The organism is Candidatus Symbiopectobacterium sp. (assembly GCF_020054415.1).
In the GTDB taxonomy this organism is placed as follows: Bacteria; Pseudomonadota; Gammaproteobacteria; order Enterobacterales; family Enterobacteriaceae; genus Symbiopectobacterium.
This window is the reverse complement of record NZ_JAHWCO010000584.1, coordinates 1-11116: the sequence shown is the minus strand read 5'-3', so window position 1 is coordinate 11116 and position 11116 is coordinate 1. Positions and strand designations below refer to the sequence as shown.

Here is an 11116-nt window from a genome sequence, read left to right as displayed (position 1 = left end):
GGATGCATCACCACGCTCTGGATTTAACATACTGATTTTACGTCAAGGGAATCCGCAGCCTTTATGGCTACGCAGCATAATATCTATTTATTCAACAAAGCCATGGAAAAACAGCATGATTACCTATTATTCAACAAAGCCGCATTCTCAATACATCATTGGCAACGGTTGGTGAACCTCGCTCTAAAACATCCTGTAGAACGCTATCAACATGACGTGGACGAACATCCTCGACCTTCAGCTTGCCAATCAGCGCGACGATATTTTTTTGAAGGCTACTGCGGAATAGCTCAGGGTGTTTAAACGTAGTTTCTATTTGGCGGGTGTAATACTCAGCAGCAAGCTCTGAAACTTGGATGGCGTTTTTCTGAGCCTCAATCTTCGCCAGTGCTTCGGTTTTTCTCTCCTGTTTTTCGCCTGCCACGTCATAGCCCAGAGCTACACGCGCAGATAGCTCTTTAGCTATCTCTCTAGCTTTAGCCAAGCTCACATCAGAATAAGAGGCAATCATCATAGTGCGAGGCTTCCCAACGAGCTTATAGCGAAAGCGCCAAACAGGGGTTTGATAGGTTTCGCGATATGAAAGATACAGCACGTTACCATCTGCCCGACCTTCAAATCGTTCTCCGCTTTTTATCCATGCGCTGATCTGCATGTCTGTGAGTTTTGGCATGTGTGAATACCTGAAATAATCTGGTTGTACACGAATCTATGTACACTAAAACGCTAATAATATTTAGAGGTACACGTAGGTGTACACGCTAGTCATGCGCTTTATTGCGTCTTTATAATAGTCCCTGATAGCAAAAAAGCCCGACATAATGTGGGCTTTATGAGGTGAGTGTGTGTTGATGAATCTTCCTGATCTACTATTTGCCTTTCTTGATATGCTGCATCAAGCGCTTACGCTTACGCAACTGGTTGGGCGTGAGGGTATTGCGCTTCTCGGCAAAGGGGTTTTCCCCCTCTTTGAACTGAATGCGAATCGGCGTACCCATCACGTTCAGCGAACGACGATAGTAGTTCATCAGGTAGCGTTTGTAGGAATCCGGCAGATCTTTGACCCGATTGCCGTGGATCACCACAATCGGCGGGTTGTACCCCCCGGCGTGAGCGTATTTCAGCTTCACGCGGCGGCCCTGAACCAGCGGCGGCTGGTGATCGTCAACGGCCATCTGCATGATACGCGTCAACAGCGAGGTGTTCACACGCTTGGTAGCGCAGGTATACGCTTCGTGTACCGAATCAAACAAGTTACCGACGCCGCTGCCATGCAGCGCAGAGATAAAATGCACACGCGCAAAATCGATGAACCCGAGACGCAAGTCGAGCATGTCTTTCACCTGCTCTTTGATCTCTTGCGACAGCCCATCCCATTTGTTCACGGTGATAACCAGCGAACGTCCCGCATTAAGAATAAATCCCAACAGAGAGAGATCCTGATCGGAAATGCCGTCGCGCGCATCGATAACCAGCAGTACCACGTTGGCATCTTCGATCGCTTGCAGCGTTTTGATCACCGAGAATTTTTCGATGGTTTCCGTTACCTTGCCACGTTTACGTACGCCAGCGGTGTCGATCAGCACATACTCGCGGCCATCGCGCTCCATCGGAATATAAATGCTGTCGCGGGTAGTGCCCGGCATGTCATACACCACCACACGGTCTTCGCCCAGAATACGGTTGGTCAGGGTGGACTTGCCCACATTGGGGCGACCGACGATAGCCAGTTTAATGGGCATACTTTCCGGATCGAAGCCATCTTCTGTGTCCTCTGGCTCATCGGTATTTTCGCCTAACTGTTCCGCCCAATAGGCAGCGTTAGCCTCTTCTTCCGTCAGTTCAACCGGTTCATCTTCCTGCTTGGCGTAAGGCAGCAACACGTTTTCCAGCAACGAGGTAACACCGCGCCCGTGGGAAGCCGCCATGGGATAGACCTCACCCAGCCCCAGCGAATAGAAATCCGCCATCGCGATATCCGCATCCACGCCATCAATTTTGTTGGCGACAAGGAAGGTGGCTTTCTCGCGGCTGCACAAATGCTGTGCGATGCCCAGATCGGCAGGCATCAGGCCGGCGCGCGCATCCACCATAAACAGCACGATATCCGCTTCTTCAATGGCGAGCAGCGACTGCCCTGCCATACGGGTTTCCACGCCCTCTTCCGAACCGTCGATACCACCGGTATCAATGATAATGAACTCCTGTCCTTCCACTTCCGCCCGACCGTATTTACGGTCACGCGTCAGCCCAGGAAAATCCGCCACCAGGGCGTCACGGGTACGCGTCAGGCGGTTAAACAGGGTAGATTTTCCCACATTCGGGCGCCCAACGAGCGTGACGACAGGTATCATTTCACAACCTCATTTATTATATTTCAATATATTACAGCAAATCGACTCGCTGACATTTAAAAGAAGAAACGGCCCCTGATGCATTCAGGAGCCGTTTCAAGGCTCACCCCGTCTGCGCGGTGCAGCCCAGAGACATTCTGTTCTCTAGCGGGTAAACGCGTATACGTCGCCGTTCTTGGCCTGAATCAACAGCTTGTCGCTAGCCACCACAGGGTCGCTCAGGAAACCGGAACTGTCCACTTTATGCTGCGCCACGAAACAACCATCCGCAGTATTGATCCAGTGCAGATAACCTTCGGAGTCCCCCACCACCAGATAGCCATTATACAGCGCCGGTCCGGTCAGGTTACGGTGCAGCAGATCGCTTTGTCGCCACAGATTCACGCCGCCATTGGTGCTGAGAGCGACCACGCGATCGTTTTGATCCACGACGTAGATACGATCGCCATCGATGACAAAATCCTGCACGCTGCCCAGTTCGCGTTTCCACACGATCTGGCCAGAGCGCAGATCGAGCGACGTCATGTTGCCGTTATAGCCGAGCGCATACACCAGCTCACCAGCCACCACCGGCGTCGTATCCACATCGTTCAAACGATCGATTTCGGTCGCACCGCTCGGTTGAGAAATGCGCTGCTGCCAAATCAGTTGCCCCTGGTTGATCAGCACTGCATTTACACGACCACTGTCACCGCCGACAATAGCAGCACCAAACGCGATGGCAGGCGCAGATTCACCGCGCAGCGACAGCGTCGGGATATCCAGGTTTACGGTCCATTTAATGGTACCGTCACTTTCATTTAGCGTTTGCAGCATACCGTTGCTGGTGTGCACCAGCACCACGCCATCACTCACCACCGGGCGTGATAATACTTCACCCGCTGCCGTGGCTTGCCATGCAAGGGTACCGTCTGCCGCATTAAGCGCAAATACCTCTGCGCGCTCACTGCCGACATAGACACGATCGCCAGAGACCGTCACACCGCCGGAAAGCAGCGCGGATTCACGCGACGAGAGCAGCCCACGTTTGGTAGAGAGATCGGCACGCCACAGCTCTTTGCCGTTCGCCAAGTCCATCGCCTTCACCAGACCTTTACGGTCGGCGGCAAAAACGCGATCACCCTGCCAGGCTGGACGCAAATTGGAGTAGTGCCCATCAAGACCGCTCCCCACAGAACTGCTCCAAACTTTGGTTGGCGTAAACTGATTCTCAACCTTGGGCAGCGGCGACATGGCTACCACGTCTTCTTCACCGCTAGACGGCGAACATCCGCTCAAAAAAGCCAGAGAAAGCATTCCAACCACAAGTGTTTTACGCAATTGCATGACGTTCCTCTTAGCCCGGCAGATTATTTAATTTCATACGCAGCAACGCCTGCAATGCCTGTGGCGGATTCGCCGCCACCCCTTTATCGTATGTCGCACGCGCAGCCGCGTTATCGCCTTTGCTCACCAAGGCATCGCCGCGCACATCCGCCACCATCGCAGCACATCCCGCCTGTGTGATGGTATCCAGCGTTTTCAATGCGTCATCTGCTTTACCCTGCTGCACCTGAACGCGCGCCAAACGCAGCGCGGTCAATGCTTGCAGATCGACATCTTTGGTTTGCGTCAACGCTGTGCGCAATTGGGTTTCCGCCTGAGCGAACTCCCCTTTATCGGCGTGATAGCGCGCCAGTTGCAAGGAAGACAACACGCCATAGCTGCTCTTATTCTCAGCCGAGAATTTTTCCGCCGCCGAAACGCCCGCCGCATCACCTTTCGCCAATGCTTCACTGGCCTGCTGGTAAGCCAACGAGGAAGACATGGCCCCTTCAGACTGATGATTCTGCCAGTAACGCCACCCGACCAGGGCACCGATACCGAGCACAATCCCCACCACCAACGCTTTACCGTTTTCAATCAAAAAGCTGCGCAACGCATCAACTTGCTCATTCTCAGTGGTATAGACTTCCACGGTGTCTCTCTCCTCAACCCAGTAACGTTGCCAGACGCGCGGCAACGTCCGCCTGCGCCAATGTATCCTGCTCGCCGCTGCTCAGATTTTTCACCACCACCTGACCGGAAGCCACTTCGTTCTCGCCCAGCACCAGCGCAATACGAGCGCCCCATTTATCCGCACGAGCAAACTGTTTCTTGAAATTTCCGCCGCCATAGTTGGTCATCAGTTTCAGCTCAGGCAGCGCATCACGCAGTGTTTCAGCCAGTTGCATGGCCGCTGACTGCGTGCCAACTCCAGAGGAAATCAGATACACCTCAACGCCAAGCAGTGCGGTGAAATCAGGGTTAACCGACTGCACTAACAGCACCAAACGCTCCAGCCCCATGGCAAAACCGACAGCAGGTGTGGCATGCCCACCGAGCTGTTCTACCATGCCGTCATAACGGCCGCCCGCGCACACCGTGCCCTGCGAACCCAGACTGGTGGTGACCCACTCGAACACAGTGCGGTTGTAATAATCCAGACCACGCACCAACCGCGGATTCACCGTAAATGGGATACCCGCTTGCGTTAAAAGTTCACCCAGTTGCTCAAAGTGTTGGCGAGATTCGTCATCCAGATAGTCCGTCAACACCGGCGCATCATTGAGAAGTGCCTGCACCTGCGCGTTTTTGGAATCCAATACGCGCAGCGGGTTGGTGTACATGCGACGCAAGCAATCTTCATCCAACTGATCTTTGTGTTGTTCCAGAAACGCGATCAGCGCATCACGGTAGTGCGCCCGCGCTTCCAGCGAACCGATGGAGTTCAGTTCCAGCGCCACGTGTTCGGCGATACCCAGTTCGCGCCACCAGCGCGCACTGAGCAGGATCAGTTCGGCGTCGATATCCGGCCCTTGCAGACCAAACACTTCACAGCCTAACTGATGGAATTGACGGTAGCGCCCTTTTTGCGGACGTTCGTGACGGAACATCGGCCCCATATACCACAGGCGCTGTTCCTGATTATAAAGGATACCGTGTTCAATACCGGCACGTACGCAGCCTGCGGTCCCTTCCGGGCGCAGTGAGAGGCTATCGCCGTTACGGTCGTCAAAGGTGTACATCTCTTTTTCAACCACATCGGTCACTTCGCCAATAGCCCGTTTAAACAACGGCGTCTGCTCAACGATGGGCAGACGGATTTCACTGTAACCGTAACTGCGGAGTACTTTTTTCAGGCTATCTTCGATACGCTGCCATAAGGCCGTTTCAGCAGGCAGATAATCATTTATGCCGCGTATGGCTTGGATATTTTTTGCCACGTCAGTTCCCTATGTGTTTTAAAATCGTTTTTTCAATGGACCCGATTATAGGGGGTTCAATGTTCTCTGTTCAACGTTAAAGCCACCGCCAGATTAACAGTCACTGACGACGCGAGGCTGATTATTTGTCCACCACATTGACCGTGACGCGTTTATTTTCATCCAGCATCGCCGCTTTGGCGCGAATTTTCGCTTCCAGTTGGTCAATCATGTCGTCGTTGTCAAAGCGCTCTCTCTGGCGCACGCCATCTTCATAAAAGCCGCTTTTCTTGTTACCGCCGGTCACGCCCAGCGTTGAGACCAGCGCTTCGCCCGGCCCGTTGACCACGCAACCGATAATGGAAACGTCCATCGGCGTAATGATATCTTCTAGGCGCTGTTCCAGCGCGTTGACCGTGCCGATAACATCGAATTCCTGGCGAGAGCAGGTAGGGCACGCTATGAAATTGATGCCACGCGCGCGAATACGCAGCGATTTCAGGATATCAAAGCCGACTTTGACTTCTTCAACCGGATCGGCCGCCAGCGAAATACGCAGCGTGTCGCCAATGCCTTCCGACAGCAGCAGCCCTAGGCCGATAGCCGATTTGACCGCACCGCTGCGTGCGCCGCCTGCTTCTGTAATCCCCAGATGCAGCGGCTGATCGATACGCGCAGCCAGTAAACGGTAAGACTGCACGGCCAGAAACACATCCGACGCTTTCACACTCACCTTGAACTGATCGAAGTTGAGGCGATCGAGGATGTCCACGTGACGCATTGCAGATTCCAACAGCGCTTCCGGCGTGGGTTCACCGTATTTTTCCTGAAGATCCTTTTCCAGCGAACCGCCGTTGACCCCGATGCGAATCGGAATGTTGTTATCGCGCGCGCAATCAACCACCGAGCGAATACGCTCTTCGTTGCCGATATTGCCGGGATTGATACGCAGGCAGTCTACGCCGTATTCCGCCACTTTCAGCGCGATACGGTAGTCAAAGTGGATATCGGCCACCAGCGGAACGTTAACCTGCTGTTTGATCAGCTTAAACGCTTCCGCTGCGTCCATGGCAGGCACGGAGACGCGAACAATATCCACGCCAACGCGTTCAAGGGACTTGATCTGTTTTACCGTGGCGTCCACATCGGTGGTTCGGGTGTTAGTCATCGACTGCACTGCAATCGGTGCGCTGTCACCAACAGGCACCTTGCCGACGTAGATGCGCGTTGATTTGCGACGGACGATGGGTGCAGGGTTATGCATTACTTCTTCTCCACATTTACAGCATCACCGGCACCGGAAATTACTCCGCTGCCAGCGTCAGACGAGCAATCTGGTTGCTTCTTACAAACCTGCTCAAATCCACCGGTTTACCTTGATACTGAATTCGCACGGCTGCCGGTGCGCCGATCTTCAAGCGATAAGGCGCCTGACCGCTCAGGTTTAACACACTGCCGCTGCGCTGCACGCCGCTGTAGAGTTTTTTGCCTGCCGCATCGATCACTTCCAGCCAGCAATCGGCGCTAAAGGTCATGGCAATGGTATTGCCGTTGTCACTGACAGGCGTTGCGCTCTGTGAAGCAACGGGCTCTGTAGCAGTAGAAGGGGGCGTTGTAACCGGTGCAACAGGCTGATGCACATTACCTGCTTGCGCTGGCGTCACCGGCGCACCCGTAGTCGTTGCTGCATTTGCAGCAGGCGAATTCACCGACGCTGAATCCGCGGTGGTGTTTGCACCTTCCGGCGCGGCCGGCGCAATCTGCGTCAAATCGATAGTCTGTGAGCCTGTCGTGGCGAGCGGAACCGCCGTTTGACTCTCAGCCTCTTCCGGCGTGTTAGCCGCAGCATGATCGACCATAGAGCTGATCTCTTGCTGCTGCACCTGATAATTCTGCCACCACCAGGCACCGGTTAACCCTAGCACGATAAGCACCACCAGCCAGGTAAAAGTCATCAACCAGCCATCGCGTTTCTTACGGCTTTTTCCCAATGCAAAGCCTTGCATTGACGCCACGTTGGCGATTCTCGGCACCACGTGTTTATCCAACGCGGGCAGCAGTTCGCTTTCCTGCAAATGCACCAGCTTGGCATAAGAGCGGATATAACCGCGCAAAAAGGTAGGTGCTAAATCAGGAGAGGTGCTGCCTTCTTCGATCTCTCGCACGGTGGTCACTTTGAGGCATAAACGTTCAGCGACAGTTTGCTGTGTCAATCCCATATGCTCACGCGCCTGACGCAGACGCTCGCCAGGAGTGGCAGTGGTGGTCTTTTCTAGAGTGGCTTCAGTATTCATTAGCTAAGAACTGCTGGTACTGTTTAGAGTGTGGAAAACTTCGCGCAAGCCTGTCGCCATGATAGTTACGCTCATCATCACGGCCCGCCAACGCGGCGAAACTAATCTCTAACCACAGACTCTCAGCGCTGGCTGGAAGGCTATGGTGATAAATATCCAAAAGGTGCCTAGCTTCGTTAAAGTGTTGGGCATTCAGTCGATGCCCCACTTCACTGAGCACCCTGTCGCCTTTTGTCGGGTCATAGTGTAGTGCCCGAACTAACAACGTGTGTGCCTCATCACATTTTCCCGCTTTGAAATGGCAGTATCCCGCGTTTTACAAAGCCTGCGCAACTTCCCGATAATCAGGATGTTGCGCCGCAGCGCTGAACTGTTTCTGCGCCGCTACATACTGCCCTAAACTACAGAGAAATGCACCGTAATTATTCATTACGCTGGCATTTTCCGATGCCTGACGCAACGCAGTTTGATGACGTCGTTCTGCCGCACCGTACTCGCCAATGCGCTGTTCGTACAACGCCATACCCAGTTGGGTACGGTAATCGTCTGGAGCGTCCTCAATGGCACTCGACAAGTTGCGCCGCGCCGCGTCAAGATTGTCTCGTTTCAGGTATGCCATACACAGTTGCAACCGCGTAGTGACCAACGCTTCGGTCGCCGACGGGCGCTGCACCTTGGCACACCCACTCAACAGTGGCACTACGATGCCGAGCGCGAATAAAACACGACGCTGTACATACTCTTGACGTTGTAGATAATCTTACTGAATACGAGGTGTCATCCTGACCCTCCGCTAAAAAACGGATTCCCTGTCCGCTCGCTGTCGCATCCCGCATTGTCGTTAACGCGGTAAACACCAGCACGTATTCAGCCAATACATGCTAGCTACGCGGACGCCATCATATGCCGATGAAAGGCGTTTAGCACCCTGATTCGATGCCAAATGCCATTTCGCCAAGCACATTAAGGCGTTAGACCGCTTTAACCTGAATTGGTTCACCCGTGAGTTTGGTGTGCAGCGTACGCTTGGTACGATCGACCACTTCGCCAGCCAATTGACCACACGCCGCATCAATATCGTCACCGCGCGTCTTACGCACAATGGTGGTAAAACCATACTCCATCAGCACCTTGGAGAAACGATCTACGCGGCTGTTGGAACTACGACCATAGGGCGCCCCCGGGAACGGGTTCCAGGGAATCAGGTTAATCTTGCAGGGGGTATCTTTTAAACACTCGGCAAGCTGATGCGCATGTTCGGTGCCATCATTGATGTGATCCAGCAGCACGTATTCCACCGTAACGCGCCCCTGATTGGCATTGGACTTCTCCAGATAGCGACGCACAGCGGCTAAAAAGGTCGCGATGTCATACTTTTTGTTGATGGGCATGATTTCATTACGGATATCATCCGTCGGCGCGTGCAGCGATATCGCCAAAGCAACATCGATCATATCACCCAATTTATCCAGCGCCGGTACTACACCAGAGGTAGAAAGCGTCACGCGGCGTTTGGATAAACCAAAACCGAAATCATCCAGCATGATCTTCATGGCGGGCACCACGTTGTTCAAGTTCAGCAACGGCTCACCCATGCCCATCATCACCACGTTGGTGATGGGGCGCTGACCGGTGACTTTCTGAGCACCGATGATTTTCGCGGCACGCCACGCCTGGCCAATAATTTCCGATACGCGCAGGTTACGGTTGAACCCCTGCTGCGCGGTCGAACAAAACTTGCATTCAAGGGCGCAGCCCACCTGCGAGGAGACGCAGAGCGTGGCACGATCTTCTTCCGGGATGTACACGGTTTCGACCCGTTGCCCACCGACCAGAATCGCCCATTTGATGGTGCCATCCGAAGAACGTTGTTCAGCGACCACTTCCGGTGCACGGATCTCGGCGATCTGCTGTAACTTCTGACGCAGCACCTTGTTGATGTCCGTCATTTCGGCGAAATCATCGCTACAGTAGTGATACATCCACTTCATCACCTGATCGGCGCGGAAAGGCTTTTCACCAATTGAGGCAAAAAAAGCGCGCATTTGCTGGCGATTCAAATCCAACAGATTGATCTTTTCGCCGTCGGTTTTCACGACAGGTGCAGCATCGGTAGCAGTGGAGGAACAGGTGGCGGCATACAGGGTGGTACTTTCCGCTAAAGACGGAGATTGGGACATGCTCATAATGGTAACTCTTGGCCTCGTTATTACACGTTGTGGCGCGACAGATGACGATAATATGAATAAGAAACGCCCCAGACAAACAGTGCGTGCTCATCCGGGGCGCGGCATTGTACAAAGTTTAAAACAGCGATGCTACCGCCATCGCGTTTTTTTACGCTTGATGCGAGAAAAACCGCCGCACCAGATTAACGCAGGCGCGGGCAGATCTCTTCAGCACTGAAGAAATAAGCGATCTCACGTGCAGCAGATTCCGGAGAATCGGAGCCGTGTACCGCATTTTCGGTAAAACTGTCTGCGTAGTCAGCGCGCAGTGTACCTGCCAGCGCATTCGCCGGATTCGTCGCCCCCATGATGTCACGGTTGCGCTGAATAGCGTTTTCCCCTTCCAACACCTGCACCATGATCGGGCCAGAGGTCATGAAATCCACCAAGCCATCAAAAAACGGCTTGCCTTGGTGCTCGGCATAGAAACCTTCCGCCTGCGCACGAGTTAATTGCACCATTTTGGCGGCCACCAGCGTGAATCCGGCGCTTTCAAAACGCGCGTAAATGGCACCGATGGCATTTTTGGATACGGCATTAGGTTTTACTATGGAAAAGGTACGTTCTACCGTCATATTGACCTCATTATGTCACACGCTAATAACGACCGAATTAAAAAAATTATCATACCAGTCAGTGAAAGTGGCGCCGATTATAGGGTGGCAACATTCCCTTGCCTATCGGCTTATATAACATTTTCTTAAAAAAATCGTATCTTTTTGTCTCGTCATTGCACACATCGCCACACGGGTGGGCAAATCCCCGCTTCATGGCAATCGCTGTGCGATCACAGTTCCCAGAGTAATTTGTTACATTTTGAGTAATTTGTTTTTAAAACAATAAGATAACTAGATTCACCTCGTAACTCACTGCTATGCTGTGTCCCTTAATTGCATAACTTCTTGTAAAAGAGGCGGATGCAGCCCAGTTTAACCATCGACAGATAATTCCTCGCCGTTTTGTCATAACGTGTGGCAATACGGCGGTATTCTTTTAATCGGCCAAAACATCTTTCC

At 53.1% G+C, this 11116-nt stretch carries 8 protein-coding genes and 3 pseudogenes; all 11 read right to left on the bottom strand.

Going from position 1 to position 11116, the window contains the following annotated elements; all coding sequences use genetic code 11:
- Positions 1-145 precede the first annotated feature (145 nt).
- Positions 146-673, bottom strand: a pseudogene (locus QZ506_RS17045) (Arm DNA-binding domain-containing protein); the annotation flags it as partial.
- A gap of 196 nt (positions 674-869) precedes the next feature.
- Entirely contained in the window at positions 870-2354 is a 1485-nt protein-coding gene (der, locus tag QZ506_RS17040; protein WP_291972694.1) for a ribosome biogenesis GTPase Der, read from the bottom strand.
- 144 nt (positions 2355-2498) lie between these two features.
- Positions 2499-3680 carry an outer membrane protein assembly factor BamB gene (gene bamB, locus QZ506_RS17035; RefSeq protein WP_291972692.1) on the bottom strand — a complete coding sequence of 394 codons (1182 nt, stop codon included), beginning with the start codon at positions 3678-3680 and terminating at the stop codon, positions 2499-2501.
- A 10-nt stretch (positions 3681-3690) separates the two neighbouring features.
- Positions 3691-4311 (bottom strand): YfgM family protein, encoded by a 621-nt coding sequence (locus tag QZ506_RS17030; protein WP_291972690.1) that lies wholly within the window; start codon positions 4309-4311, stop codon positions 3691-3693.
- A gap of 13 nt (positions 4312-4324) precedes the next feature.
- Entirely contained in the window at positions 4325-5599 is a 1275-nt protein-coding gene (gene hisS, locus QZ506_RS17025; RefSeq protein WP_291972688.1) for a histidine--tRNA ligase, read from the bottom strand.
- A 121-nt stretch (positions 5600-5720) separates the two neighbouring features.
- On the bottom strand, positions 5721-6842 hold the full coding sequence (gene ispG, locus QZ506_RS17020) for a flavodoxin-dependent (E)-4-hydroxy-3-methylbut-2-enyl-diphosphate synthase (protein WP_291972686.1): 1122 nt from the start codon (positions 6840-6842) through the stop codon (positions 5721-5723).
- A gap of 40 nt (positions 6843-6882) precedes the next feature.
- The gene (rodZ, locus tag QZ506_RS17015; RefSeq protein WP_291972684.1) at positions 6883-7872 is read right to left on the bottom strand and encodes a cytoskeleton protein RodZ; all 990 of its coding nucleotides are present in this window, start codon (positions 7870-7872) and stop codon (positions 6883-6885) included.
- Positions 7862-8566, bottom strand: a pseudogene (gene pilW, locus QZ506_RS17010) (type IV pilus biogenesis/stability protein PilW). Before pilW ends, rodZ begins: the two are co-directional and overlap by 11 nt.
- Positions 8567-8843: 277 nt before the next feature.
- On the bottom strand, positions 8844-10058 hold the full coding sequence (locus QZ506_RS17005) for a bifunctional tRNA (adenosine(37)-C2)-methyltransferase TrmG/ribosomal RNA large subunit methyltransferase RlmN (protein ID WP_291972682.1): 1215 nt from the start codon (positions 10056-10058) through the stop codon (positions 8844-8846).
- Positions 10059-10243: 185 nt separating this feature from the next.
- Positions 10244-10675 carry a nucleoside-diphosphate kinase gene (ndk, locus tag QZ506_RS17000; protein WP_291972679.1) on the bottom strand — a complete coding sequence of 144 codons (432 nt, stop codon included), beginning with the start codon at positions 10673-10675 and terminating at the stop codon, positions 10244-10246.
- A 311-nt stretch (positions 10676-10986) separates the two neighbouring features.
- A pseudogene (locus QZ506_RS16995) lies at positions 10987-11116 on the bottom strand (IS5/IS1182 family transposase); the annotation flags it as partial.

What these genes read in the sequence shown, in the direction of transcription:
- der (WP_291972694.1), bottom strand. Translation starts at nt 2,354, where the DNA reads ATGATACCTGTCGTCACGCTCGTTGGGCGCCCGAATGTGGGAAAATCT.
- bamB (WP_291972692.1), bottom strand. Translation starts at nt 3,680, where the DNA reads ATGCAATTGCGTAAAACACTTGTGGTTGGAATGCTTTCTCTGGCTTTT.
- ispG (WP_291972686.1), bottom strand. Translation starts at nt 6,842, where the DNA reads ATGCATAACCCTGCACCCATCGTCCGTCGCAAATCAACGCGCATCTAC.
- rodZ (WP_291972684.1), bottom strand. Translation starts at nt 7,872, where the DNA reads ATGAATACTGAAGCCACTCTAGAAAAGACCACCACTGCCACTCCTGGC.
- QZ506_RS17005 (WP_291972682.1), bottom strand. Translation starts at nt 10,058, where the DNA reads ATGAGCATGTCCCAATCTCCGTCTTTAGCGGAAAGTACCACCCTGTAT.
- ndk (WP_291972679.1), bottom strand. Translation starts at nt 10,675, where the DNA reads ATGACGGTAGAACGTACCTTTTCCATAGTAAAACCTAATGCCGTATCC.